The 23,404-nt window shown below is 53.7% G+C and carries 25 protein-coding genes and 1 tRNA gene; 2 read left to right on the top strand and 24 right to left on the bottom strand.

All coding sequences use genetic code 11. From position 1 onward, the window contains the following. Positions 1 to 354: 354 nt before the first annotated feature. The 14 genes from QEH59_RS03125 to QEH59_RS03060 form a co-directional block, all read right to left on the bottom strand. Entirely contained in the window at positions 355 to 1,932 is a 1,578-nt protein-coding gene (locus QEH59_RS03125) for an alkaline phosphatase D family protein (RefSeq protein WP_308983900.1), read from the bottom strand. Beyond that, on the bottom strand, positions 1,929 to 3,281 hold the full coding sequence (locus tag QEH59_RS03120) for an MFS transporter (RefSeq protein ID WP_308983899.1): 1,353 nt from the start codon (positions 3,279 to 3,281) through the stop codon (positions 1,929 to 1,931). The genes QEH59_RS03125 and QEH59_RS03120 overlap by 4 nt, the downstream gene beginning before the upstream one ends. Before the next feature lie 91 nt (positions 3,282 to 3,372). Further along, positions 3,373 to 3,831, bottom strand: a complete 459-nt coding sequence (locus QEH59_RS03115; RefSeq protein ID WP_308983898.1) for a RidA family protein — start codon at positions 3,829 to 3,831, stop codon at positions 3,373 to 3,375. A gap of 7 nt (positions 3,832 to 3,838) precedes the next feature. After that, the gene (locus tag QEH59_RS03110) at positions 3,839 to 4,660 is read right to left on the bottom strand and encodes a DUF3891 family protein (protein ID WP_308983897.1); all 822 of its coding nucleotides are present in this window, start codon (positions 4,658 to 4,660) and stop codon (positions 3,839 to 3,841) included. Between the two features lie 39 nt (positions 4,661 to 4,699). Beyond that, the gene (locus QEH59_RS03105; protein WP_308949624.1) at positions 4,700 to 6,070 is read right to left on the bottom strand and encodes a tetratricopeptide repeat protein; all 1,371 of its coding nucleotides are present in this window, start codon (positions 6,068 to 6,070) and stop codon (positions 4,700 to 4,702) included. A gap of 39 nt (positions 6,071 to 6,109) precedes the next feature. Beyond that, on the bottom strand, positions 6,110 to 6,787 hold the full coding sequence (locus QEH59_RS03100) for an energy transducer TonB (RefSeq protein ID WP_308949623.1): 678 nt from the start codon (positions 6,785 to 6,787) through the stop codon (positions 6,110 to 6,112). 19 nt (positions 6,788 to 6,806) lie between these two features. Next, a complete protein-coding gene (locus QEH59_RS03095) occupies positions 6,807 to 7,211 on the bottom strand; it encodes an ExbD/TolR family protein (RefSeq protein ID WP_308949622.1) in 405 nt (134 codons plus the stop codon). Then, complete coding sequence (locus QEH59_RS03090; protein ID WP_308949620.1) at positions 7,208 to 7,816, bottom strand: MotA/TolQ/ExbB proton channel family protein; 609 nt, start codon at positions 7,814 to 7,816, stop codon at positions 7,208 to 7,210. Before QEH59_RS03090 ends, QEH59_RS03095 begins: the two co-directional genes overlap by 4 nt. Continuing rightward, positions 7,816 to 9,195: a MotA/TolQ/ExbB proton channel family protein gene (locus tag QEH59_RS03085; RefSeq protein ID WP_308949619.1), complete on the bottom strand. Its 1,380-nt coding sequence runs from the start codon at positions 9,193 to 9,195 to the stop codon at positions 7,816 to 7,818. The genes QEH59_RS03090 and QEH59_RS03085 overlap by 1 nt, the downstream gene beginning before the upstream one ends. 52 nt (positions 9,196 to 9,247) lie before the next feature. Continuing rightward, positions 9,248 to 9,991: a DUF3450 family protein gene (locus QEH59_RS03080; protein WP_308983896.1), complete on the bottom strand. Its 744-nt coding sequence runs from the start codon at positions 9,989 to 9,991 to the stop codon at positions 9,248 to 9,250. A 175-nt stretch (positions 9,992 to 10,166) separates the two neighbouring features. Continuing rightward, entirely contained in the window at positions 10,167 to 11,171 is a 1,005-nt protein-coding gene (locus tag QEH59_RS03075) for an L-threonylcarbamoyladenylate synthase (RefSeq protein WP_308983895.1), read from the bottom strand. Between the two features lie 147 nt (positions 11,172 to 11,318). Then, entirely contained in the window at positions 11,319 to 11,516 is a 198-nt protein-coding gene (gene rpsR, locus QEH59_RS03070; RefSeq protein WP_308949616.1) for a 30S ribosomal protein S18, read from the bottom strand. Positions 11,517 to 11,772: 256 nt separating this feature from the next. After that, complete coding sequence (locus tag QEH59_RS03065) at positions 11,773 to 13,899, bottom strand: RecQ family ATP-dependent DNA helicase (protein WP_308983894.1); 2,127 nt, start codon at positions 13,897 to 13,899, stop codon at positions 11,773 to 11,775. A gap of 79 nt (positions 13,900 to 13,978) precedes the next feature. Further along, positions 13,979 to 14,428, bottom strand: coding sequence for an MgtC/SapB family protein (locus tag QEH59_RS03060; RefSeq protein ID WP_308983893.1), 450 nt, complete (start codon positions 14,426 to 14,428; stop codon positions 13,979 to 13,981). Positions 14,429 to 14,737: 309 nt separating this feature from the next. On the opposite strand from QEH59_RS03060, the gene QEH59_RS03055 reads away from it, so the two are divergent. After that, positions 14,738 to 14,812, top strand: a tRNA-Arg gene (locus QEH59_RS03055). Between the two features lie 597 nt (positions 14,813 to 15,409). On the opposite strand, the gene QEH59_RS03050 is transcribed toward QEH59_RS03055, so the two are convergent. Continuing rightward, positions 15,410 to 16,642, bottom strand: a complete 1,233-nt coding sequence (locus QEH59_RS03050) for a phage major capsid protein (RefSeq protein WP_308983892.1) — start codon at positions 16,640 to 16,642, stop codon at positions 15,410 to 15,412. Positions 16,643 to 16,705: 63 nt separating this feature from the next. Here QEH59_RS03050 and QEH59_RS03045 point away from each other — a divergent pair, with 63 nt between their 5' ends. Next, on the top strand, positions 16,706 to 17,020 hold the full coding sequence (locus QEH59_RS03045; protein ID WP_308983891.1) for a hypothetical protein: 315 nt from the start codon (positions 16,706 to 16,708) through the stop codon (positions 17,018 to 17,020). A gap of 72 nt (positions 17,021 to 17,092) precedes the next feature. On the opposite strand, the gene QEH59_RS03040 is transcribed toward QEH59_RS03045, so the two are convergent. From QEH59_RS03040 to QEH59_RS03000, 9 genes are all read right to left on the bottom strand, one after another. Beyond that, complete coding sequence (locus QEH59_RS03040) at positions 17,093 to 17,245, bottom strand: hypothetical protein (protein ID WP_308983890.1); 153 nt, start codon at positions 17,243 to 17,245, stop codon at positions 17,093 to 17,095. A 9-nt stretch (positions 17,246 to 17,254) separates the two neighbouring features. Then, positions 17,255 to 17,809, bottom strand: a complete 555-nt coding sequence (locus QEH59_RS03035; RefSeq protein ID WP_308983889.1) for a hypothetical protein — start codon at positions 17,807 to 17,809, stop codon at positions 17,255 to 17,257. A 212-nt stretch (positions 17,810 to 18,021) separates the two neighbouring features. Continuing rightward, a complete protein-coding gene (locus tag QEH59_RS03030; RefSeq protein WP_308983888.1) occupies positions 18,022 to 18,489 on the bottom strand; it encodes a hypothetical protein in 468 nt (155 codons plus the stop codon). A 5-nt stretch (positions 18,490 to 18,494) separates the two neighbouring features. After that, entirely contained in the window at positions 18,495 to 19,610 is a 1,116-nt protein-coding gene (locus QEH59_RS03025; protein WP_308983887.1) for a hypothetical protein, read from the bottom strand. After that, positions 19,603 to 20,532 (bottom strand): CHC2 zinc finger domain-containing protein, encoded by a 930-nt coding sequence (locus QEH59_RS03020; RefSeq protein WP_308983886.1) that lies wholly within the window; start codon positions 20,530 to 20,532, stop codon positions 19,603 to 19,605. Before QEH59_RS03020 ends, QEH59_RS03025 begins: the two co-directional genes overlap by 8 nt. After that, positions 20,529 to 20,729 carry a helix-turn-helix transcriptional regulator gene (locus QEH59_RS03015; protein ID WP_308983885.1) on the bottom strand — a complete coding sequence of 67 codons (201 nt, stop codon included), beginning with the start codon at positions 20,727 to 20,729 and terminating at the stop codon, positions 20,529 to 20,531. Before QEH59_RS03015 ends, QEH59_RS03020 begins: the two co-directional genes overlap by 4 nt. Positions 20,730 to 20,798: 69 nt before the next feature. Then, positions 20,799 to 21,362: a hypothetical protein gene (locus QEH59_RS03010; RefSeq protein WP_308983884.1), complete on the bottom strand. Its 564-nt coding sequence runs from the start codon at positions 21,360 to 21,362 to the stop codon at positions 20,799 to 20,801. Then, positions 21,362 to 22,621, bottom strand: a complete 1,260-nt coding sequence (locus QEH59_RS03005) for a tyrosine-type recombinase/integrase (RefSeq protein ID WP_308983883.1) — start codon at positions 22,619 to 22,621, stop codon at positions 21,362 to 21,364. Before QEH59_RS03005 ends, QEH59_RS03010 begins: the two co-directional genes overlap by 1 nt. 169 nt (positions 22,622 to 22,790) lie before the next feature. Next, on the bottom strand, positions 22,791 to 23,396 hold the full coding sequence (locus QEH59_RS03000) for a hypothetical protein (RefSeq protein ID WP_308983882.1): 606 nt from the start codon (positions 23,394 to 23,396) through the stop codon (positions 22,791 to 22,793). Positions 23,397 to 23,404 lie beyond the last annotated feature (8 nt).

Genomic DNA, 23,404 nt, shown 5'->3' with positions numbered 1-23,404 from the left:
ATCTGTCTTGGGGTTGCTGATAGCTCCAATCCCAAGGATTGAAGATACGTGGCCTCGGTTCTTTGAGCCGGGGAGCGTTGGTCGGGCGATCTGTCTTGTGCCTGCCGATAGCTCCAATCCCTAGGATTGAAGATACATGGCCTCGGTTCTTTGAGCCGGGAGCGTAGGTCGGACGATCTGTCTCGCGCTTGCCGATAGCTCCAATCCCAAGGATTGAAGATACGTGGCCTCGATTCTTTGAACCGGGGAAGAAAAGGGAGTCGTTAAACCCAATGTCGCTTTGTCCTCCACTCTGTTGGTGCGGCACAAGGCCGTGTCCTCTTATGCCTGATTTCTTCTTTACGGCTTGTCGTTTTATACCTTGGCTGCTTGCTCTGGCTGGAGTTCTTTAGACCAGATTTCTTCGCCGATTCGATTGAAGTGACGGACGGTCAGCGCTTGCGTTTTTCCATCGATTTCCATTTCTCCGAAAAACTGGAGGCCTTCGGAAGGTGGCGTGAAGGGGGCCATGCCTTCGGGGATGCCGGTGAATTTGACCTCGGGGCCGAAGGTGCCATCGAGTGGGTTGGGGCCGAAGTTACCTGCATGTAGTGGGCCGCTGACAAATTCCCAGAAGGGCTTGAAGTCTTTGAAGCTGGCCTTGGCGGGATTGTAATAGTGTGACGCGCAGTAGTGAACGTCGGCGGTGATGAAGTGCACGTTGGTGATGTCTTCGCGCGCAATGTTTTGGAACAGGTCGGCCAGTTCCAGTTCGCGTCCGAGGGGGGCGCCGTGATCGCCGTTCGCTCCATTTTCGTAGATTTCTTTGCCCCATTCGGCGACGACCAGTCCGATCGGCATGTCACTACAAATAATCTTCCAAGTCGCCTTGGAGGCTTTGAGCTCGGCTTTGAGCCACTTGAGTTGGTCCGCACCTAGAAAAGCAGTTTCCTCGCTCTGTTGAGTCTGATGATTGTAGCTGTTGGGGCCGCGGTAACTGCGTAGGTCGATCACGAATAGATCTAAGAGTGGGCCGCGGCTAATTTTGCGGTAAATGCGGCCGGGATCCGTGTCGTGAGGACGGATGGGATTGCAGTTGAAGAAGGCGGTCTTGGCATTGTGTGCGAGTTGCTTGACATCCTTTAGCGTATAGCGGTCGTCATCGAGTATTTCTTGCGGATACCAGTTGTTGACGACTTCGTGGTCATCCCACTGCTGGATCATCGGCACTTCGGCTTGTAAGGCTCGTAGGTGATCGTCCTGCAAATTGTAGTAGAAGTTTTGTCGAAAGTCGTCGGTGGATTCTGCGACGCGTGTTTTGGCTTCCATCAGTTGATTGCGCCAGATGCTGCCGTCGTCGAGTGTGACTTCGGAGGACATCGGGTTGTCGGCGTAGATCAAGTCGCCCGAGTTGACGAAAAAGTCCGGCTTACGTGCGCGAATGGAGGCGAAGGTGAGCATACCTCCGTGGGCGGGATCGATGCCGAAGCCTTGTCCTGCAGTGTCGGCCGACCAGCAGAAGCGCACATCGCAGGCTTCAGTGGGCGCTGTCTTAAATTGTCCACTGCAGTGCTCGCTGCGCAGTTTGGGATCTTTCAACGATTGAAAATGAACGCGGTAGAAGTAACGGGTGTTGGGCAACAAACGCCTGACTAGGGTGTGCGCGTTATAATCCGTTTGTTGGAGTGCGTGCCCCCCTTTGAGTGTTTCAACTTTTGAGAAATCGGGCAGGGTGCTGAGCTCGACCCACATCTGAGCGCTCTGATTTGTTTTCGACCAGAGCACGGCACTGGTCGTATCGACATCACCACTGGCGGCTCCGTGCTTGAGTTGTGGGCGTAGCTTATCTGAGCCGAGTATCGCGGGCCCTTGACCGAAGGCTGACCAGGGAGACAGGGCGATGCTTGCGGACACGCCAATCAGGCTGTTTTTTATGAAATGTCGTCGATTCATGGGCCTTTGGTTTTTGCCTTCTTATTGTAGTAGATGACTGCTTGTGGATTGTCTGAGAGTAGTGAGAATATGAATACGATCGGACAGAGCACGGAGCAGGCGATGATGGCGATCGAGAAGGCGTCGGTTAGCTCGTAGCAGAGTCCGAACAAGTAGGGGCCGAGTGCACTGGTGACGATCATGACGCCCGTGACCCAACCATTGATTGCGCCCAGGTTTTTACGGCCGTAGAAGCGTGCCCATGGCACATTGACCAGAACCCCAAAGGAGCCCCAGGCGCAGCCGCTGCCCACAATGAAGCACCAGCGCCAGAAAGTGTCTGACAAGTGGTAAGCCCCGGCCAGTGAGAGCAGCTGAGCGATCACCATAAAGCTCAGCACATGCTTCATCTTTAAGCGTTCTGCATAGCTGCCGATGAGTATCGTGGTACCAATGTGAAAAAACGAGGAGGGGAGGAAGACGCCCACAGCAGCCTCGCGAGTCATTCCCAGCGAGTCACCAAGCCCAATGATATGGAATGAAATACCAGTGCCGATCAAACCATTCAATGCCAAGCCCGCGACAAAATACCAAAATGTGCTGGTGCGCAGTGCTTCCGGAGCGGTAAATTCTTTGACGATCGGCACTCTGATTTTACTGTCTTTGCGCTTGGAAGTCGACTGCTCCACTTCGACGCCACAGGCCTCTGGGCTGTCGCGAAAGAAGACGTAGGCCATTGTCGTCATGCCAAAGATGAAAATGCAGCCCAAAGTGATCCATGTGCGTTGCCAGCCGAGTGAAATCACAAATCCGTTCAGGAGTAAGGGGGCGGTTGAGAAGCTGAGCGAGAGCATGGTGCCATTGATGGCAGCGGCCCAACCACGCTTACCTTCGAACCATCGAAAGACCATGGAGCGGCAAGTCGTCATTGAGAAACTGACACCCATCAAGCGAATGCCGGCAAACGAAATAAATATCAGGATAAAGGCGTAGGGGACCGAGGTCGTCTCCGCGCTCGGAAACATGGAATAAATTTGCCCGATGTAGCCGGTAAAGAGTAGGATGAGCCCCAGGCCGAAATAACTCAGGCAGCCAATGACTCGTGCGCCTAAGCGATCAATAAAGCGGCCAGCAATGGGCGCACATACGCCTGCAGCGATGGTGCCGAGAGTGTAGGCGAGTGCGAAACTGCTACGCTCAAGGTCCAGTGCGCCGATCATATCGTCGACAAACACACTCATGCCCGGTGGGCTGCCTGGCACGGCAGAAATCATGCCGAGGGTGCCGACGACTAAAATGACCCAGCCGTAATAGCCGGGCCATTTTTTTATATCGAAAGGTCGATTGGGTTTGAAAGGGCGAAAATCCATAACAGCGCTACAGCACGTATTCAGCCGTAATACTGGTTACGGCAATAAATGCATCGCACTCACTACGCCCTGTCTAATGTGCTTCTTTGTTTTAGTGTAATTCTACTGTAACTTGAATTTCGACGGTAGCATTATTAGGTAGTCCTGCTACGGATACGGCAGCACGTGCGTGCTTGCCCGCTTCGCCGAATACAGCTTCGAATAAATCCGAAGCACCATTGATCACCGATGGGCTCTTGCCGTAAGCGGGAATGGCACTGACATAGCCGCCCACATACAAGAACTGTTTGACTGCATCGAGTGTGCCAGTGATGTCGCGAATGGTTGCGAGCACATTCAAGGCGCACATTTTGGCGGCGGCATAACCCTCGTCCAGGTCGCGGGTGTCACCGATTTGGCCCTGCCATTTTTCGCCGGTGGAACTAAAACTAATGACTCCAGCGAGTATCAGCATGTTACCCATGCGACGGTGTGTTAGGTAGTTGCCGCCCGGTGTGGGTGCGGTGGGGAGAGTGATGCCGAGTTCGGCAAGTTTAGCTTCGGCGCTCATGGTTTGCTTAGCTTTGAGAGACGGTGACGGTGACTAGTTCGATCGGTGCAGCCGCATAGGCCGCTTGAAACGCTTCCAAGCCGGAAGTGGCTGTTTTAGGCACACGACGGTAAGGCACTTTAAATACGACGGTCGGCTCGTCCAGTGGATAGGGGCTCAATACGTAATGGTTATCGCCCTTGGGAATGAACTCGATTTCAGTCTCGCTGCCATCGCGCCGTGGGTGCGCGTGCTGCAGTTTGCTAGGCTTGGAGAATGCGACACCGACGTGGAGCGAGAAGCTGTCGCAAGCCTGTAGGAATTTAAATCCTGCGAGCAGGCACTCGTCTGTGAGGTAGGGCGCAATGTCGGCTTGTAGCTGCAGGCGTGCCTTGAGCTCCTCTTGTCGATTAATTTGGCCATCAATGAAGGCCTTGTGAAAGGCGCGATCTTCATCGTTTAAGGTGGAGAGGTCTGCTTGCACCGTGAGTAGATTGACGGTGTGCATCGAAATGAGAATCGCAGCATAAGGATCACGCAAAGCGGCATCCTCCGTAGCTTGACCACGCACGCCCAGATAGTCGTGCAAATCAATTTCTTCAAATGCATCGTAAGTGCCCACCAGCTCTTCGGAGAAGGCGCTGGGGTTCATCTCATGCGTGAGGAGTGGCAATGCATCGCGGTTATTCCAACTGTCGTCGTGACGTGCGGTGGCATCCAATATGTGGGTGAAAGGCTTAGGCGGTGCGAAGAAATCGTTCTTCCAATGCCGGGCAAATTCACCCGCGAGTGCGGCGTGGTCTGGATGGCTGAGCAAAAGCCAGTCGTTTTCCTGTTCAATGCGAATCATTTTATATATGTGCTCTTGGTCAGTTGTCGTTGTGCGCGATTAGATCTGTCCCTTGGATGCGCGGTTGGCGCTTTGCACGCGCTCTAGGAAATCCTCATAGCGAGGTCCTGGCTCGAGTAGGACGACTCGTTGCAGTAGTGTGACGGCAGGTGAGTAGTCGCGTAGTGAGATCAGCATGCGTGCATGTTGCACTAGTGCGTCGACGCGTGTCTCATCGACCTGTGCGGCTTGCTCATAGGAGAAGGCCGCGTCTTCGATGCGATCGAGTTCGCGTTGCAGGTTGCCTAAGGTCAATAGCGCCTGACCGTTCATCGGGTCTTCCGCGACCAGTGCTTCTAGGATTGTGGAAGCCTGTTCGGTTTCACCCAGGCCCATGGCTGCTTGTGCTTGGAGTGTGAGGAAGGTGGATTGTTCTTTCGGACTAAGAGAGTCGAGTCGGCTCTTGGTCTTATCCAAATAGGTGGAGGCCTCGTTCCATAGACGGCGGCTTGCAAAGCTATGTGCGGTGCGAATTAGACGTGCGGAACTGAGTGATTCTTGATCGGCGGCGAGGAGGTAATTCTCCAGTGCCATTTGAGTCATGCCCTCATTGAGGTAGATGTCGCCCAGCAGGCCTAAGGAGGCGCCGTCGGCATTGCCCAAGCGTTTCAGGATCTCCAGGTTGGCGCTGGCCTTGGCCATGTCGTCCTCGCTCAGGAAGGCGTTGGCCTGCCATTTCCAATAGTTTTGGTTTTGGCTGTCTTCCAGAATCATTTCTTCCAGCATGCCGGCAGATTCTTTGTAAAGGTTCAGATCCATTAAGCAGCGGAGCTTGCCTTGTTGCCACTGTAAGCTGTCGGGTGCGAAGAGCAGTGCATTATCGTAAGCAGTCAGTGCGCTCTTAGGCTTCTCTAGATTCAAATAAGCGAGTCCCAGCGGGCCGTAGAGTGCGCCATCGGTGCCACCGAGTTCGAGGCCTTTCAGCAGAAAGGGAACCGCTTCTTCATAGCGACCTTCATTGACCATGACCAATGCCAGGTTTTTGTAGGCGCGATAGAAATTAGGAAACTTGCGGATCGCGGTTTGATAGGAGCGAATCGCATTGGACACTTGGTTTTCTTGAGCGTAGAGATTGCCCAGGGTGTAGTCGAGTGCCGCGCTGGACTCGTTGGTGATTGCGGAGCGCAATTGTTGAATCGCCGCGTTGGCGTTGTTTTGCATCAAGGGCACCAATTGCTTGAAAATCTCTTGCTCGTCGGCAGTGATTTTTGGCGTGATCGATGTGTCGAAGCCGTAGCTGCCGAGGAAGCGATTTTGAAATTCAGGATTGGTCCAGAGATTTTCGCTGAGTGGATAGTCTTGAGCGAGTAAGCCGCTGCTAAAAGGAGCAGCCATACTGGCGAGAATGGTAAGTAAGCGTGTGATTTTCATAAGCGCTCGTGGTTGAACAAAATGGATGATAAGAGTGGTTTAATTGATAGAGAATTTCATGGGCAGAACGAACACGGTGCGTGCAGGTTCGCCGTTCTTAGTCGGTGGCGTGTAGCGGAAGTCTTCGGCGGCTTGAATGGCGGGGCGTTCGAAAGCGCTATGTGTCGATGAAATGACGGATTGCACGTTCACGCGTCCGGTTTCGTCCAAGAGCACTTTCAGGCGAACGACGCCTTCGACCCGCTCACGCAGCAGATTCGGCGGATGCTTGGGGCGTCGGCCTTTCAGCATACGTGGCATCTCGTCGAGATCAGAGATCTCGAAGGTCATGATTTCCGAGGCGGTATCCCCCGCGACATCGAAGCCAGCGACTGAGAACGCGTTGGAGAAGTCATCCCCCATGCCAGGGTTCAGTGCCATTTCCAGTTGTGCGAGATCCAAGGGAGGTGGTGGCTCCGATAGGTCTGGTGGGGGGGCTTCTTCGACCGGCGGTTCTTCCGGTGGTGGCTCCTCCGATGGCGGTGGCGGTGGCGGTGGCGGAGCCACGTCGATCGATCGCAGTGTGACTAGTTCGCGGGTTTGATTGCCGATGAACTGAGTAAAAGGAAAGAGGACGAAGATGCCAATCGTCAGGGCCGCCGCCGCGCTGATCACTCCAAGGCTTCGCGATGAAAACTTAGGTTTATCGGGGGCGGTATCTTCTGGTCTATGCTTCACAAATAGTCTGGGCTGGTGGTTAATGCGCCGTTGAGATGTTAACGACTTGCGCACCTCCGAGCTTAGATTCGTCGATCACGCGCACTAGGCGCTCCGTGCTGACAGCCTTATCCGCTTGTAGGATGACTGGCATCTCGGGGTCATCCCGAGTGAGTCGTTGCACGAGACTGCGGACACCATTGACGCCGATGTCGCGGCCCCCGTAAACAACTTCACCCTTGGGAGTGAGTGCAATGAGAATACTCTGTTTGTCTAGGTCCACCGCGGAGGCGGCTTCCGGTTTATTCACATCGATCCCTGTTTCCTCGACGAAGACAGTGGTGACGATGAAGAAAATCAGTAGGATGAACACCATGTCGATGAGCGGTGAGAGATTGATCTCTTCACTCTCTTCGGCTGGGCTGGAAAAGCGTCGTTGTATCATGATTCTTTATGTGTGCGTTCAAATTTTTGAGCTGTGCGTATTTCGAGCTCTGAGAAAAAGCCTTCCAATCGCTGGCAACGTGTTTTGGCGTGGTGCACCAAGATGTAACCAGGAATGGCGATGATGAGGCCGGTTTGCGTGGTGATGAGCGCTTGCGAGATGCCGCCTGCGACGACGTCTAGCGCGCTGCCGCGACTTGAAGACAGGCCGTTGAAGGTCACGATCATACCGATGACCGTGCCCAGTAGCCCGGTGAGGGGCGCGACTGTGACTAGGATCGATAGGTAGTAGATGCGCCGGCGGGCAGGGTTGATATAAGCGTGTCGTAATTCGTGAACGCGTGAGCGAATCGAATCCATTTGCTTGCTGCCTTCTTGTGCGAATCGAATCGCGGCTCCTAGCATGCCGGTGCCGTCTTCTGGTTTGTCGATCCAGTGGCCCCAGGTGTTTTTGTCGTCCTTATCGAAACCGTATTTACGGAAGAAGAACACGAGTTCAAACCCCGCGAGGTAAATGCATAGTGCGAGCACTGCCAGCGGGAACATGAGCCACCCACCTTGTACCCATATCTCTATGATTGTGGTGATTAGTTCGTGGCTATTCATTATTTTTCGCGGGCGATTTTCAGTCCATTAACAAAGGCAATTGCTTGCTTCTCCATTGTGGCGAGGATGCCATTGGCTCTGCGGGAGAGCACAGCATGTAAGATGAGGGCCGGGATGGCGACGATCAGACCGAACTCGGTGGTGATCAGCGCTTCGGAAATACCTGAAGATAAGTTACGCGCATCACCGGTGCCGAAGATGGTGATCAATTTGAAAGTGTTGATCATACCGGTCACCGTGCCGAGCAGGCCCAAGAGAGGGGAGACCGCGGCGGTGGTGGCGACGAAGGAGAGTAGGCGTTGCACGCGAGGTTGAGTCTCGACGACCTTCTCGATGCAGAGCTCTTCCACGAGTGCGACAGACTCACCCGAGTGGCGAACACCGATGCGCAGCATGTCGCCGGCAGGACCTGGTAGGTGGGCGGCGGACTCTGTGGCTTCTTCGTGTTTACCTTCTTTGATTAGGCCCACCAGTTTGGCGACGGCACCCTCATCTGGAGTTTTAATGCCGTATAGTTCGAGTGCCTTAAAGGCTGCAATCACGAGCGATACCAGTGCAAAGCCGAGAATAGGAACGATCCAGACGCCACCCTTTTGAATGTGTTCGATCAGAGTTTCTTTGGTTTGCTCGATTGCGCGTGCATTACCCATCGAAGCATCAATCGGGATCAGGCCCGTGCTGCCGGATGTGGCGGAGGCGACTGCCTCGCTAATGTCGTATTCAGGAATCGGCTCGACTGCTGGGCGAAGTGATTCGCCGCGGATGACCAGACCGCCCCCTTTTTCCGAGGAAAAGTAAGCCAGAGGCCCTGCCAGCAGGAAGGTGCCTTGTGTGTAGCTACCGTCGGGAAGGACTGCGCCGCCTTGAAAGGAGCTGCCGCCGGAGATTTCCTTGGCGCGCTCCAGGCCGAGGCCAATGCCGTTGGCGAGTTGTGTGATGGAAGTCTCGCCGTCTTCAGAAGCTTCCGCACTGTTGAGGATCTCCAAGAGTTTCGGTTCGTAGCTTTCCACTTCGCTGACGTGGATGCGTGCTTGTAGGCCCCGCACGTATTCGTCCAGCAAGTTGCTTGCATACTGGATCTCTTCTTCGCGCCCCTTGATTTGGGAGCGCAGTTGGTCGAGTCGTAAGTCGGCGTTGTCCTGCACGGCGCGAGCCGCTTCGGCTTCGCCGCGTAAGGTGCGGACTTCAGCTTCTAGGTTACGTCGCTCTTGAGCGAGTGGTATTTTCTCCTCGCGAATTTCTGCACGTAATTCGGCAAGTTCGCTGAGGGCTGCTTCGAGATCTGCATTGGCAGATTGTTTCACACTATCCAGTGACTGCGCGCTGAGTAACTGTAGAGAGAATAGGCTAATTAATAGAAAGTATAGGCTACGTTTCATGGATCAAAGAATCGTTTGGTAGTAGTAGTTTTCGATTGAGCGTACGTAGCGCTTATTGAATCGAGAGTGGAATCGAGACGTATTTTGCGGGCGTCTCGTTTTTATAGACGGCAATCAGCTCTTTAATATCGGCTGCGGCTTCGGGGGCTGCTTCCCAGGTCCAGCCTTCGGGGCCGGGTTTTCCGTAGCCTGCTGAACTGCCTTCGGCATCGCTATAAACGGCATAGGCTAGGCCGAAATAAAGTGTATCGGTTTCTTTAGTGGCTTCGCCCGAGTCGCGTAACTCTTTACGGTAGGTGACAGATGAATTGAACTTATCCACTTGAGACAGAATGCCGACGACCGATTGCAGGCGGCGTCCGATTCCCGCATTGGAGCTGGCATTTTCTTCGGTCGGCAAGCGACGAATGAGGGGCGCGAGCTCCTCTTGTAGCAATGCGGGCAGGCTAGGCACCCACGCGGTCATCTCGCTCTCATAGCCGGTGAGCACTTCACCTAAGGTGGCGGCGTCGGCATCTAAGCTTTCCTTTTTAAGCGAGAGCTCTGTGCGCTCGTTGGCAGCAGCCTCGGCGGCGTCTTTGCGGGAATCAATGGTCTCAGCCAGCATCTCCTTCTCAGCATTGAGTAGCTCAATGGTATCAGCGATCAGGGCCTTTTCAGTGGCCCATTCTTCGCGTTCTTGAGAGATCAGTGCTTTCACTTTGACCCATTCTTGTAGGACGTCGCGCGTCTCACTCGGAACTGAGCCAGAAGCGGATGTGAATGCAAAAAGGCACGCAAGGGAGGCTGTTGCCACTCCAGCGCACCGCGGTAGTCGAATCGTTTGGTGCATACACGGTGTAATGCACATCTGGTGCCAAATAGGAAAAAAAGAGCTAAATAATTTTCCGATTAGATTGGCTGATCCCTGTTTTACTTTCTTCTAATAGCTTTAAGTGCTTGTCGATTCAGTGCTTGCGAACGTCAGTATTCTACGGGCGCTTGGCTGCAGCGCGACTTAGACGGTCGTTGACCGCGACGCCGATCGCTTGATTGAGGGCGCGCTCGATGTGTAATCTTGTGTACTTGGCTTGGTCCAACTTTTGGATCAGCCCAAATAAATTATGCGCAATTTCTGCAAGTTCGCCGTTTTCTGAAAGCCAAAAAGTGTTGGATGTTTCACTCGCTAGCTTCGAATTGCTGGGCTTGACGGTATAGATCACAGCTTCTGTTTCCTTTACTTGTTGGGCTTTTGTGCCGTGTGCAAATAATGTGATCGGAGTCTTCGGGCTATAGTGCTGGGTCAGCATGCCTGGCGCAGCCTGTGCACTGGTACTGGGGACTGTAGCTTTGTTTGTATCCGAGTTTTGAATACAATTTTGAATGCCTAGGGCTTCTGCTGAAAGCGGGCCTGGGCGTAGGATTTTGGGCGCAGCTGGATCGCGCAGATCCACAATGGTGGATTCCACTCCGTGGTCACAGGCGCCACCGTCTAGCACCGCGAGGATACGATTGCCCAGTGTGGCATCTACGTGCTGGGCGAGTGTCGGGCTGACGTATCCGAAAGGGTTGGCGCTGGGGGCGGCGAGTGGGAATTCGAGCCGTTTTAATAGACTGCGGAATACCGGGTGTGCGGGCACACGCACGGCTGCGCTGGGAAGGCCCGCGGTGACGAGGTCGGAGATGCTGTCCTTTTTGGGGAGTATTAGGGTGAGCGCGCCAGGCCAGAACTGGGCGGCTAGTTTGCGAGCTCGATCGTTGAATTCGACATGAGCCTCTGCATCTTCCAAGGAATGAAAGTGTACGATTAGGGGATCTATTAGGGGCCGCCCTTTCACTTCGAAGATCTTTCGCACGCTGACTTCGTTGAGTGCATTGCCTGCGAGTCCGTAGACCGTCTCCGTTGGGACGCCGACGACTGCTTCGTCGCGTAGCAAATCCGCGCATAGGTCAATATTCGCTTCGGTCGGTGGCAGTATTTTGCAGGCGTGGGTCATTTGGCTGGTGTGCGTCGTATCTGCGGTGGTCTTTGATTACTGTAGGCAGCGCTGAGAGGTCCGCAAGCGGACACGACAGGTAGATATAAAAAATCCTTCACCTAATTAAAGGAGAAGGATTGGAAAGTCCTGTTTCAGCTCAAGGGCTTACTGCATAGTCAGCATGTTACGAGCCTGCTTGATGCGGTTCGTAATGCGACGCTGGTGCTTTGCGGAAAGGCCTGTGTCTTTACGAGGAAGGATCTTACCAGTTTCTGTGACGAAACGGGAAAGTAGCTCCACATCGTTGAACGTGTAGTCCATCGGGTTGCGGGAGCGATTAAGTGTCTTGTTGTCAGTGCTCATGAAGCGACGGAAAGTATGGGGTTCACGCTAGTGTGCAAGTACAATTTTGGCAAAAATTTAAGTGTTGCTCGCTTAAAATTCAGTCAAAAGAAGGTCGAACATCGAAGGTCCAAGTTTGAATGTCGAAATAATGGCTTCTTCAGGGGATTTTTCATTGTCTCTCGCCTCTACGGGCCAGACGTCCGTTCAATGTTCAATGTTCAATGTTCAATGTTCAATGTTCAATGTTCAATGTTCAATGTTCAATGTTCAATGTTCACGCGTTATGAGCTTTGATCACCTCTAGGAAGGGGGGTAGCACCGTTTTCAGTTTAGCGGGGCCGATGCCGCGGATCTTGATCGCTTCGCGCTCGCTGCTTGGTTTGAGGTTGGCCAGCTCGACCAGCACAAAGTTGGGGAATACGGTATAGGCAGGCTTGCCGCTGGCAGCGGCCATCTCGCTGCGCTTCGCAGCCAGCTTTTGATAGAGTGCGTTGTCTAAAATGCCTTCGGGCGCCTGTCCTTTTTTCAGCTTTTTGGCCGTGGTGACTTTGCCGGCGCTCCCAGCGGTGCGCTCGGGCAGTGCCAGGGCCGGTTGAGCGACGCCGCGCATGACTTGCGAGCCGAGTTCGGTGAGCTTTAAGAGGGGGAAACCTTCTTCGGTCACGACTTGTACCAGTCCCGCTTGCTCGAAACTTTCGAAGAGTGCATCCACAAAAGCGCTGCCTTCGCGCTTGAGTATGCCATAGGTGGAGAGTGCGTCCAGCCCCGCATCGAGGATGGGGGCCGATTGGCTGCCGAGTAGGCATTGAATGATTTTACGCTTGCCGAAGCGCGGTGTCCATTCGTCGGGAGCGCGACGGCTGTTCATGCGAGCAACGCCACTGAGCGCCATCTTCACCAAGGTCCACTCATCGGCCTTAACCTCGCGATTGGCCAGTTGCTTGCGTTGCCGGCAACCGTCGCAGCGACCGCAGGGCTGGCTGTTGCGTTCGCCAAAGTAGTTGAGAATCCACTGCTGGCGGCAGCCGGAGGCGTAAGCGAAGTCAATGACTGCCTTTAGGCGGGCCTCGTCGCGTTGCGCTTTGATGGCCAGAGCTTGTCCGTCCAGTGGTAGGTCGCGACCGCTTTGGCCAAGTTTGAGAATGCGGGTGCCTTTGAGTCGTCGCCCCGGCACCTCGAAACGTTCGATCCATTTATGGCGTGAGAGTGTGGATATGGCGGTGCTGACAGCCATCGGGTTGACCTTGCGGCCTGTATTTAGACGCTCACAGAGGTCATCGACAGGCAGCCGCACCTCGTGGTTTTCGTCACTTTCGGCGCATAGCATGTCAAATACCCGGGCGATCAGTTCTTTGCCAGGGTTGGCACCTTCGATGAAAAAGTCCTGCACCCGCTTGTCCGCGTAGGAGAAGAGCATTTCGCAGACCGAAGGGGCGCCATCGCGCCCTGCGCGCCCGCCTTCCTGATAGTAAGCTTCCACACTCCCCGGCATTTCGTAGTGGCACACGAAGCGGATATCGGCACGGTCGATTCCCATGCCGAAGGCATTGGTGGCGACGACTACGTCCGACCTGCGCTGCATGAAAATTTCCTGCGCTTGCGTGCGCTCCTTGTCGGATAGCCCGCCGTGGTAGCGAATGACGGAGCCTGCCAATGGCTCAATGGCGGCAGCCACTTTATCGACCGACTTACGTGTGGCGCAATAGATGATGCCAGTCTTATGCTGTTTGATCAGGCGCAGTAGAGCCTCCTGCTTATCGGCGTTGGAGCCGATTTTGCGCACCTTAAAACTTAGGTTCTCACGGGCAAAGCCTGCCACGAATTCCGCAGGATCGCGCATTTCCAGCACCTGCATGATGTCGCTCTGCACATCGGGGGTGGCGGTGGCTGTCAGCGCGATACATGGGGGCGAGCCCAGTGCTTTGCGCGCTTCACCCAGTCGCATGTAATCGGGCCGGAAATCGTGCCCCCACTGGGAGAGGCAGTGCGCTTCGTCAATGGCGAACAAGCTGATGGCGTCTTTCGGCAGCGCATTGAGGAAACTTTGAGAGCGGAATCGCTCAGGCGCGACATAGACGAGTTTCAGCGTGCGTTGGCGAATCGCGTCGAGGGTGGCGCGCTGCTCTTCCAGCGTCTGCGAGCTGTTGAGCAGCCCCGCAGGGAGGCCGCGTGCTTGCAGCGCGTCCACTTGATCCTTCATCAATGCAATCAGCGGTGAGACCACCAGTGTCACCCCCGGTAGCAGTAGCGCGGGCAATTGAAAGCAGAGGCTTTTACCGCCCCCCGTCGGCATCACCACTAAAGTATCTTTTTTCTCTAGTACAGCTTCGATAATCGCTTGCTGCGGCTGCCGAAAGGAGGGCATGCCAAAGTATTTTTGCAGAGCGGATTCAGGAGTCATAATCTATGACTGTGCAAATGTTCATGCGATTGCCAAGCCTAACTCGTGCACTTGGTCGAATGATGGCCTTGTTGCTTGCTTAGCTCTTTTCTTCCCGATCGCAGTTCAGCTCTTTTTTTGCAGACATGCCCAGATAAAGAGTTAGGAAGTTCGCGGCACTCAGGACGATGCCAATCGCGTATTGCTGGTAGGCGACTGCCATGCCAATGGCGCCGGTGGCCCAGATACTAGCAGCTGTGGCAGTGCCGCTTACTTCACCATTACCTTTTATGATGGCGCCGCCGCCAATAAAGCCGATGCCAGTCATTAAGCCATACATGAGTCGTGCTTGTGGATCGCCTTCAGGTAAGACTGCGCGGCCGACTAGTAAGAAGGCGCAGGCAGAGATTGCGACAATTGGAAAGGTGCGAAGTCCGGCACCGTGCGCTTTCATTTCGCGGTTGAGCCCGATCGGTAAAGCCAATACATAGGCGATTCCCATTAAACTAACATAGCGAAATAGCTCTTCGAGTGTGATTCCCATTTCCATTTTGAGGAGTATGTATACTTTGAGTTCTTTTTCAAATTTCAGCTGATTCCTGTTGTGGGGAATTCATGTACTTTTGATAAATATTATTACATGTGGCAGCGTCGTATCGCTTTGGATTGTTTAGTGAAGCTAAGCTTTTTGCAGGTAGAACACTGCTCATGGTACTTTTCTTGATCTTGTGTTGATCATTCGGTCAAATGTATTCAGACAAGATGTTCTTTACTTCATACGAGCACACACTTGGGCGCTTGACTTAGAGAATGTCGTTTTTGAAGTTGTTCATGATTTGCCAGTATTTCATGAGCAGCGGTCCCTATAGTTCAATGGATAGAACAACTGTTTCCTAAATAGTCGATCTGGGTTCGAGTCCCAGTGGGGGCACCATGAAATTTTGTAAGTATATTGATTTTCAGCTGTTTGTAGAATCATCTATAATATTTCATACAGATGCCATACACTGTGGCGGTTTTAGGAATTTAGATTTTGGGGACTAAACCACACACACACGCCCTTTGTGACAGTGAGCTTTCCATTTTCGACCGCCTCGACTAACTCCGGCACGCCGTGCTTGCGTATTGCCCTCGCGCGCTCGACGGAGGGCCGTGATGCGTCGCCACATTCACTGCCCTCCTCGCCCGTTGCGGCCGTGACGGTGCGTGCGTCGTGCTGGGTGCGCGCTGATTAAGGCGGTCAATACTCACGCAGTCCAGCGGCGCGCCTTCTGTGGTGCCGTGTCAGATCCAGCGCGCCAAGCGCTGACGGGCAAGTTGCGTCACGGCGTTCCCCTTGCCTTCGATCGTCTCGCCACGGTTCACGGTTGCGCGGTGCGTGACTGCGAGTAGTGCAGGCACAAAAAAGCCACGATTCGGGGTGACAGGTCGAATCGTGGCTTAGTGTGGGCAGGGAACGCCCTATGAGTGGCACCCTGCTTTTCACGCGCCCTAGGCTGTATCACGGCCTATCGTCTGCGGCGCTGAAATGTTAAGAGCCCTGCGCGCCTGAGTCGGTGCTGACAGCGAAGCTTTGGCTGTGGCGCAGGCCGAAGTCTATCATAGAGCTTGTATAAACTTGGACTTTCCCATGGCGAGCTAAGCTGTAAGGGTCTATGATCAGGTCTACGCCTTGCCAGCGGCCGATGAAGGCGTCAGCGAAGTTGCCAAATAGCACGCGGCTATCAGGCACCTGCGCGGATGCTACAGCGGCGTAACCATTGACCTGATTTTCCTCCCATAGGAAGCTAGCCGTTCCTGCTGCCTTCACTGTTGACTTCCAAGCACCACGAACAAGCGGATTCGCAAGGTATGCCATTGTCGCGACGTCGGCATTATCGGCTGACACCTTCGTCTCGAATTCAACAACCTTCGACCAGCTTGGCGCTGAGCCAAAGGTCACAGTGTTGACTCCCGCTGTGTTCATGATTCCCAAAGGCTGCCCGGCTACGCCACTGCCACAGATGCCGGCGCGGTCAGTCTCGACGGCCAAGCCTGCGATGAGGTCGGTGCGGATGAAATCTTCGATGTCGATCGACGATTGAGCGAGTAATTGTTTCGTGAAGACGGAGCACGAGGCGAGCGTGTGCGGTGTGAGATTCACGCTGCCGACTGTCGGTGCGCTGGTTTCGACCTCTTCGCCTTCGGCAACCCAATATGCAGTCGCCGTGCTGTCATGTTTAGGAATCTGCAAGTTGCCTTGAAGCTCGTTAAGGGATTTCACGCCCAAATCATGCAATACGGTGCGGTTCCGCAGTAGCTCAATGAGAGACTCACCGCGAACATCCGTCTGCACGGTGTAGCCCCCGGCGTTCGCAATACCCGCGCTCATTCCGCGTGACGAAAACGAGCGTGACACGGACAGCTCAGCCACGGGGAGATAGAAACCCTTCGCTTCGCGGCCGATACGCTTGGCGATTGCGTCGGACACTTCGCGCTCAATACCGTCAAGCGGTTTTCCTTCGGCCTTTGCGCGAATGGCGCGTTGAAGCGAATAACTTTTGCGCTCACGAGGGCTCATGCCTACGGGCTCGGTGTCGCCGAAACTATCGGCATCTTCGATCGCAATTGGCGTGCTGCGATGAACTTGCAGCAATTGATTCTGAAACGCTTCCACAGATGCACCGCGTTCAACGTAGTCTTGAATTGTTGACGGTGCGACTTTGTATTTTGCGCCTAGGCGGTGTAATTCGGCGATACGATCGCGCTCTGAAAGTGTGCTCATAATAAAATAAAATTTCGTCGGCTTGGAAATTGTGCCACCGCTGCGACGTGTTGCGGCTGGCGTGTGTGGTTTTCAAAACAAGGTCGCTTTGGCTTCGGTCTGCGCTTCGATGACTTTCCGAATGACGCTGGCGGCTGGCGGCCTTGGTGGCTCTGGTGGCTTTCATCACGGTCATGCAGCTGGCTGTGCTGTGTGACTTGGCGCGGCGGTCAGGCGGCGTGTGTGTGGCTGTTGAGCGGGCCTTTGATCGGGTTTGCGAGTGGCACCGCTGGCGGCAGTGGTAAGGCAGTTCTACGGCGAGCTGCTGTCTTGCGTGTGGTCGATCGAAAGAACGTTTTTGCATTAATTGGGGCGTCTGGCGCTATGGTTTCGGCCTAAGCGCCGAACGCCCCGTTGAAATACAATGATTGAAGATTTCAATGTGTATCCATAATGTGGATACGCGCAAGTTTATTGCGAACTTTTTTCATCTTCTTCTTTCTCGTTAATCTGCTGCTGCAATTCTTCGATGGCGTCGGTGAAGACTTTATCGAGAACGTCTAGCATGAGAGCGGCGGCTTTGTCGCGCTCGGTTGCTTGTGTGGTTGCTGGTGTGATGGTCATGATGGTTGTTTACTTTTGCGTGTTGGTGATCTGCTTAACTTTTTTCAGAACACGTTCATGTTTTTCCGGGGGGAATGGCTGGCCGCCGGTTCCATGCTCAAAAAGATAGTCGCCAGAAAAAACGCTTTCGTTGATCAGCCCGGGGACTTTCGTTATTTCAAGTTGGCAGTGGTCTAGTAGCCGTCGCTGCACCGCGTCGGGGAGTTCCGTCATGTGGCAAACGGTGCTGCGAAATGTTACCAATACGTCCGTGAGTAAGTCGAGCGCGGCCTTTTTATCGACCACTTCACCGCGCAAGCGCTTGAGACGTTCTTCGGCGATGTCACCTTGAAGGCGGGCCCGGCGCTCATCTTGCGTCTCTCGCGTATCGAGTGCTGCACGGATGCACTCGCCAAGATCATAGAAGACCGTGCGGCCACGGTGACGGACCGGCCGGAGTGTCCCGCAAAGGGCTTTTGCCTTGTCGCGGCTCCATCCTGTCATTCGTGACAACTCCGTTGGGGTGATTTCGTGCGGGGCCTTGTCGGCCGTTTTATCGGTGTTTTCTGGTTTCTTTTTACTCATGTTTATGTGGTTTGTTTATTTCGGCTGTAAATTTTTCGGTATCCATGTGACGGAAGGTGTGGCGTGTATTTTTCGTGCAACCGAGGCGACCAATCCGTGTGCACCCATCCCCAGTAAGGACCCAAAGCTTTCCCGCGGCACGTATTGCCCCATTGCTTGCATGACGTTGCGATGTGCGGCGTCGTATCAACGTTTCCGATACCTTCATACTGCTAGCCCTGTGCGGCGGCGTGTGCGGCTCCCTGTGGTGGGAACACAATGACGTCCTCGGGTAGTCGCTGCCTGCGGTATGTTAAAGCTTGATGCGTCGCGTCGGTTTCCACGATAACCACGTCGACACTGTTGCGCAGGAAGGCAAGACACTCAGCGCGTAACCAATCGCCGTTCGTGGTGGCATTGCGGCTATTAGGCCCGGCGGGTGCGCTGGCTATGAGCGGCACTGTGATGTAATTGACGCGTGAGTCGTTCGGCGTGATGTCTGTGGTGGTGTCGTGCATGATGTTTTTTCCTTTAGTTGGTGTGGTGATTGGATTGTATCCAGTAAGCGGATACGATTTGAATAACTGAATTATTCCTTTGGGTGGGGGTGCATTACTGCCAAACTTGCATAACTTAAATATCTCAGTATATATGCGGCTTGCGGGGTGATTGGGTGACTGTGCTGTGGTCCTGTTATGCAAGTTATTCAGAAAATCACCCCCGCACTGCTATCTTCAATTATGACCCTCGGGTCATTGATCGTGCGTGAATAAATTCGTGCGTTTTTGTTCCCTACTTGGCACGTCCAGAATCTGAATTGCTCGTGCTTATGCATATTCCCATACCGCTTCAATGCGTCTTCCACTCTCCGCTGACCGCCATAAGGACAACCGCCGGTCTTGATTGCCGTTTGCAGCTTTGCGCCATCGTCAAGGAAGTCGTAGATCCAGCATACAATATTGAGGTCTTGCTCTAATTGCTTCTGGCTCTCGTTCAACTCCCGGACCTTTTCAGCCTCGTCGCTCGATAGTATCTTTACGGATTCAAGCTTTTTAATCCATGGTGTCGTCGAGTTCGCGTCATACGACACGCTGACTTTCCTTCGAACAGGTCCACGAAGCTTGATATTGCTAAAGGTGATTTGGCGCTTCGGATCCTCCTTATCTGTGTCGATTGAGCCCACGTACGCACAATCGAAATCATTCACGATGTCGTTGGTTCCTTCGAATACCGCCTTGCCATCGTCGCCTTTGTGCTTGTTGACGTGTCCCAGTGTGAGCAGTGTTCCTCCCGCCTGCACAAATGACCGTGACACCTTGCCGAAGTCCGCGCTGGCGCTTTTGTGCATCATGCTGACAACCTTCTTCAGCGTGTCGATGACGATGATGTTCTTCGCGGCTTCCCCGGACTGCGCTAGCTCGATAAGCAGGGGGACAACATCACTCAGACTCAATGCGTCGTCGTCCGAATCGGGAACGACAAGATTGAAGCCCACACTGGCGGCGAGCTTCGCTTTTTCGATACCTCCATTGAAAGTGTCATCCGCCAAGATGTAATACAAGTTGTCGCCGTCAATGGTGCCATTGCGAATGGATTGAATCAACAGCGCGAAGGTTATCAGCGTCTTGCCGCCGTTCTGCTCCATGTAAAATACCGTCGATTGCCCCTGCAGCGCCATGCCTGGAATGACTTCGACGGCTTCGACGCGCTTCTTCTCCATTGCGGAAATTCGGTCATCGCTACTGATGGTCGCCCGCTTCAGCTTCTGAAGTAGCCCGCCTGTTTTCGGCTGGTCGATAGGGAGTTCGCTTAAATTACTCATTGTTTTCGCTCTCCAGTTGTTCGACAAAAGCGTCATTAAGATCACTGCCCGGTATATCGGGCATCATCGCCGTGACCTGCGCGGCGAATGGTTTTAGCTGGTTCGCCCAAACCTGCGCAGCGTTGCGCCCGGCATCGTCGTGCTGCGCATAGATTATTACTCGCTTGCCGACGAACTTTGCCAGTGATAGCTCGTCGATCTTCATGGACGCACCAAGCATACAGACCGCGCTCCATTCGCCTTCATCCTCGAAAGCGTGCATGGAGATTGCCGATAGCCAGTCGCCTAGACCCTCACACAGATATATTGTTGTAGTCATATCGCGGATACTCGATGCCCCTATGGGGTAGCGAGCATTCGAGCCGGACAGGGTGAGTGCTTTGGCGCCATTGTTGAATGGTAAGCCATCCACGCGGCGAACTTGTGCCACGCGCCCGGCGTCGTCGTAAGCTATCCAACAACGGCGGCCACGATACTGGCAAAAGCCGAGATGCCCCGCGCTAATTGCCAGCTGCAGACCATACCACCCATCGAAGCGGCGTGATCTGGCTACTGTATCCAGATCTTCGATACTGCCGTCGTCGATCGCTGGCAGCGTAAACGGTCGCGTTGGCTCTGTGCTGCGCTGTGCGGGTTTCGGTGTAGCCTTGAGGGTGAAGGCACGGGTGCCGCCTGTCAGCCATGCGAGCGACTCCGTGAAGTCTTTGCCTGTTGCTTCCATCACGAAGTCGAGCACGTCGCCACTTTCACCGGTGGCGAAGTCTTTAAAGCGCTTGCCGTCGCTGCTTATCGAAAAGCTCGGCTTGCGGTCTTCGCGAAATGGCGAGCGGATACAACCGGGGCGAGGTTCGCCGGGTAAGCCCAGCTTTCGCCATGCGTCCGGGATGGTTACGGCCGCTTTAATCTGATCGAGGTCGATCACTTATGGATGCCTCCTACGCGGTGACGTTCGAGCCATGCTTCGACCTCATCGGGGTCGAACACTATACGGCGTGCGCCTAGTCGATAAAATGGCAATCCCTCTCTTTTTATAAATTCGAGAAAGCTTGCGCGGTTGGTGTAGCCCAGACGCGCCATTACTTGCCGACTAGGAATTAGGTTTTGTTTGGTGTCGTTCATGATGGCTCTATTAAACCATACAACACCCCCTAAAAATATTAGCGGAATTTTTTTATTTTCCGCTAACCCCTATTCTTTGTATCCGGTATCATGATACCTTCTGTTTTTAGAGTCGATGTTCTGCAGATCTTCGTTGCGCATTTCTTGGAGTCTGCGACGTGCGCTGTCGATCTGGTCGGGATGTATCTGCCCCTTGTCAGCTAGGTATTGAACGAGTTCATTACCACTCTGGAATTCCAGATTTTCACGCCTGAGGGCCTTGCGGATTTTGTTCTTCATTAGCTTCTGGTCCTCATGCTGGAACTGTGCAAGAGTTGCGACGGTGGCAATCGGATGACGCGTCATGAGTTTATGAACAAGGATAATTCCAGCGTCAGGAAGTAGAGTGAGTGCGTCTTCTAGGTTCAGTGACTTTCCGTTCTTGCAAGCGTTTACCGCATCCGTCGCCGTGGTCATCTTGAAGTCATCGGGTGCGAGCGCGTAACACATGAGTGTTGAGAGATTGGAGTCGGTGAAATTCGCTTCAGGATGCTTTTTTTCTAACCACTTTTTGACTTTTGGAATTAGGTCAGCGTTCAGCGTATTGGCTATCGCTGGAATTCTCGGATTTGGTTTTTGTTTTTGAGTAGTCATTACTTCGCGGCCTTTCTAACTGCTGTCTCTTTTCTTTCCGCCTTGGTTGTCATATCGGGGAACTCACCGAACCACTCCTTGCCATCTTCTCGGGTGAATAGCTCCAGATAGTGTTTGCGGATGATTTCGGGGGAATTGCCAGCCTCGAGGGCTGTTCGCGCCATGTCACCACTGAGCGCCACAAGGTGCGAAATATAGCCATTGCGAAAGCAATTAGGGGGCAGTGTGAAGCGATTGCCTGTCTGCCCTATGTCGCGTATCCTGTCCATTGCCCACGTCGTGCCGGGACAAACTTCACCAGCGGGTTGAGCTGAAACTGACAACCACTTGAGCGCGTTCTCAGATAAGCGAACGATGCGATTTGCGGGTGTGCCCTTCTTGGCGCTCGATACTCTCAAGAATCTGCGCTCTAGATTTATGTCATCCCATAGTTGCCCCTGCACCTCGGAACGACGAAGACCGCACAAGCCAGCTAGCGCAAGTGGTGCGACGTATTGCGGGTGATGTTGCTTCATGAAATCCAGTAAGCCGAATAAAGACGGCGCTGTGATCGTCTCGATTATACCTCTCGTTTCTTCGGCAGTGTCGGTGATTTCGGCGGCTGTCTTTATCGCCCTCGATACGTATCCTTTCTTCTGAGCCCAGCGAAAGAGCGTCACAAGTCGTTTGCGCTTTGTGTTGCGCGTGCTCGGATTCTCGAACGAGTCGAGCCATGTTTGCAGCGTAGGTTCTTTGAGTTCTGTTATCTTCAAGCTGCCATATTTCGCGCTGAAGGCGTCAAGGTGTTTTGTGTATGTTGCCGCTGCTCTGCCTGTTTTTAGCTTCGCCTTAAGGAACTCAGCATAAACGAATTCAAAGGTCTTATCCATCGCGGCGCGGCCTTGCCTCTCCTTCCACTCCTTCGCGGCCTCGATCAAATGGACGTCGGCGAACTCACGTGCTGCTTTCCATTCCTCAAGTGCAGCTAGCAGAGGAACTTCTCCTGCCAGTTCGCGGGCTTTTGCCAGTTCGCGTAAATCTGAGTTAGTCGCTCCCGCTGCTTCCACCTCTCCCGCTGCTAGTTGCTCAAGGCGTCGTTTCCCGTCCTTCAATGCTTCATCTTCGTCAGTGAATTGTTTTATGCGGCGAGCGCCATCAGCACCATACCAAGCCACTTGATAGATATGCCCGGCAGCTGTTTTGCCGTGTTTGGTGCGGTAAATCGTAATTTTGGTGTTACCTTGGACTAGGCGTTTAGGGAATCGAACCTTGGATTTCATACAATCCCATACATACAATAACGCATTAAGCCATACAAGACGTAATTACATGAATTTGTAAGTTGCTGTAAATAGCGTATTTATGGGTCTGGAAAATAGGGTTCGGTTCTCAGTGGGGGCACCAGGCATCGTAGTAAGCCCGATTGCTTCAGCGAAGTGTCCGAGTGGTTTACTTCTTCGGTAAAATGACACGTCTGCGGGGGATGACGCGCCGACGGTTATCGCTGGTGTTGGTGTTCGTGTTGTTTGCATTTTCCAGACCTGGGGGGAGCGTCGCAGTGTTTGCGCTTTGCTTGGGCTGAGTGGTCGAGGATACCACAGGGAGGGGGGCGTCGCTGACGCTCATTAGCGTCAGGCGCTCGGAGCGTCCGTTCATATTGACTGTAATTGTGCGTGAATCGGCGTCATAGCTGCGCACACTGATACCGCCTTCGGCTTGGTTCTCTTTTATCCAGTAGCCTTTTTGTTCGGTTTTGTTGAATACACTAAATTGATAGTTGTTGTTAAATTTGACGACGCCGCGAAATTCGATTTCGCGGCTAATTGGGCCATTGGTTTGTACCACGGGCTTGGGCGGTTCTGTTTGTTTCTCGCCGTAACCAGGGGGCAGGAAGGGGTTACTACTTTCGAGCGTTTCGGCGGTTGTAATGTGTGAGAAGGAGCTCGCTAGAGCGAGCGCGAGTAGGCGCAGGGCCTTCGCTGGTGTAGATCGCCGTATATGAGGAGCTAAACAGCGCTCTGCACATCTGAAACTCCGGCGGAGGGTGTTTTTCATTGTTTGAG

The organism is Thalassobacterium sedimentorum (assembly GCF_031127905.1).
Classification (GTDB): domain Bacteria; phylum Verrucomicrobiota; class Verrucomicrobiia; order Opitutales; family Coraliomargaritaceae; genus Thalassobacterium; species Thalassobacterium sedimentorum.
The sequence above is the reverse complement of the archived record's forward strand: the minus strand, read 5'-3'. Positions and strand labels throughout refer to the sequence as shown.

Bases quoted from the DNA above. Each gene is read 5' to 3' on its own strand.
- QEH59_RS03060 (WP_308983893.1), bottom strand. From the start codon at position 14,428: ATGGAAATGGGAATCACACTCGAAGAGCTATTTCGCTATGTTAGTTTA.
- QEH59_RS03015 (WP_308983885.1), bottom strand. From the start codon at position 20,729: ATGAACGACACCAAACAAAACCTAATTCCTAGTCGGCAAGTAATGGCG.
- QEH59_RS03085 (WP_308949619.1), bottom strand. From the start codon at position 9,195: ATGAAACGTAGCCTATACTTTCTATTAATTAGCCTATTCTCTCTACAG.
- QEH59_RS03095 (WP_308949622.1), bottom strand. From the start codon at position 7,211: ATGATACAACGACGCTTTTCCAGCCCAGCCGAAGAGAGTGAAGAGATC.
- QEH59_RS03040 (WP_308983890.1), bottom strand. From the start codon at position 17,245: ATGACCATCACACCAGCAACCACACAAGCAACCGAGCGCGACAAAGCC.
- QEH59_RS03110 (WP_308983897.1), bottom strand. From the start codon at position 4,660: ATGATTCGCATTGAACAGGAAAACGACTGGCTTTTGCTCAGCCATCCA.
- QEH59_RS03035 (WP_308983889.1), bottom strand. From the start codon at position 17,809: ATGAGTAAAAAGAAACCAGAAAACACCGATAAAACGGCCGACAAGGCC.
- QEH59_RS03075 (WP_308983895.1), bottom strand. From the start codon at position 11,171: ATGACCCACGCCTGCAAAATACTGCCACCGACCGAAGCGAATATTGAC.
- rpsR (WP_308949616.1), bottom strand. From the start codon at position 11,516: ATGAGCACTGACAACAAGACACTTAATCGCTCCCGCAACCCGATGGAC.
- QEH59_RS03125 (WP_308983900.1), bottom strand. From the start codon at position 1,932: ATGAATCGACGACATTTCATAAAAAACAGCCTGATTGGCGTGTCCGCA.
- QEH59_RS03050 (WP_308983892.1), bottom strand. From the start codon at position 16,642: ATGAGCACACTTTCAGAGCGCGATCGTATCGCCGAATTACACCGCCTA.
- QEH59_RS03025 (WP_308983887.1), bottom strand. From the start codon at position 19,610: ATGAGTAATTTAAGCGAACTCCCTATCGACCAGCCGAAAACAGGCGGG.
- QEH59_RS03010 (WP_308983884.1), bottom strand. From the start codon at position 21,362: ATGACTACTCAAAAACAAAAACCAAATCCGAGAATTCCAGCGATAGCC.
- QEH59_RS03115 (WP_308983898.1), bottom strand. From the start codon at position 3,831: ATGAGCGCCGAAGCTAAACTTGCCGAACTCGGCATCACTCTCCCCACC.
- QEH59_RS03065 (WP_308983894.1), bottom strand. From the start codon at position 13,899: ATGACTCCTGAATCCGCTCTGCAAAAATACTTTGGCATGCCCTCCTTT.
- QEH59_RS03005 (WP_308983883.1), bottom strand. From the start codon at position 22,621: ATGAAATCCAAGGTTCGATTCCCTAAACGCCTAGTCCAAGGTAACACC.
- QEH59_RS03090 (WP_308949620.1), bottom strand. From the start codon at position 7,816: ATGAATAGCCACGAACTAATCACCACAATCATAGAGATATGGGTACAA.
- QEH59_RS03000 (WP_308983882.1), bottom strand. From the start codon at position 23,396: ATGAAAAACACCCTCCGCCGGAGTTTCAGATGTGCAGAGCGCTGTTTA.
- QEH59_RS03105 (WP_308949624.1), bottom strand. From the start codon at position 6,070: ATGAAAATCACACGCTTACTTACCATTCTCGCCAGTATGGCTGCTCCT.
- QEH59_RS03120 (WP_308983899.1), bottom strand. From the start codon at position 3,281: ATGGATTTTCGCCCTTTCAAACCCAATCGACCTTTCGATATAAAAAAA.